This window comes from Anoxybacillus sp. MB8 (assembly GCF_011006755.1).
Lineage (GTDB): Bacteria > Bacillota > Bacilli > Bacillales > Anoxybacillaceae > Anoxybacillus > Anoxybacillus gonensis.
The window spans coordinates 1-313 of record NZ_RXXX01000172.1; the positions used below are offsets into that span (position 1 = coordinate 1).

At 53.4% G+C, this 313-nt stretch carries 1 rRNA gene; it reads right to left on the minus strand.

What is annotated here, in order from left to right:
* Positions 1–313 (minus strand): 23S ribosomal RNA (locus EKC99_RS15740); the annotation flags it as partial.

Here is a 313-nt window from a genome sequence, read left to right on the forward strand (position 1 = left end):
CACTTTTCAACGTGCGTGGGTTCGGGCCTCCAGTAGGTATTACCCTACCTTCACCCTGGACATGGGTAGATCACCTGGTTTCGGGTCTACGACCTCGTACTATACGCCCTATTCAGACTCGCTTTCGCTACGGCTCCGTCTTTTCGACTTAACCTCGCACGAGATCGTAACTCGCCGGTTCATTCTACAAAAGGCACGCCATCACCCATAAACGGGCTCTGACTACTTGTAGGCACACGGTTTCAGGTTCTCTTTCACTCCCCTCCCGGGGTGCTTTTCACCTTTCCCTCACGGTACTGGTTCACTATCGGTC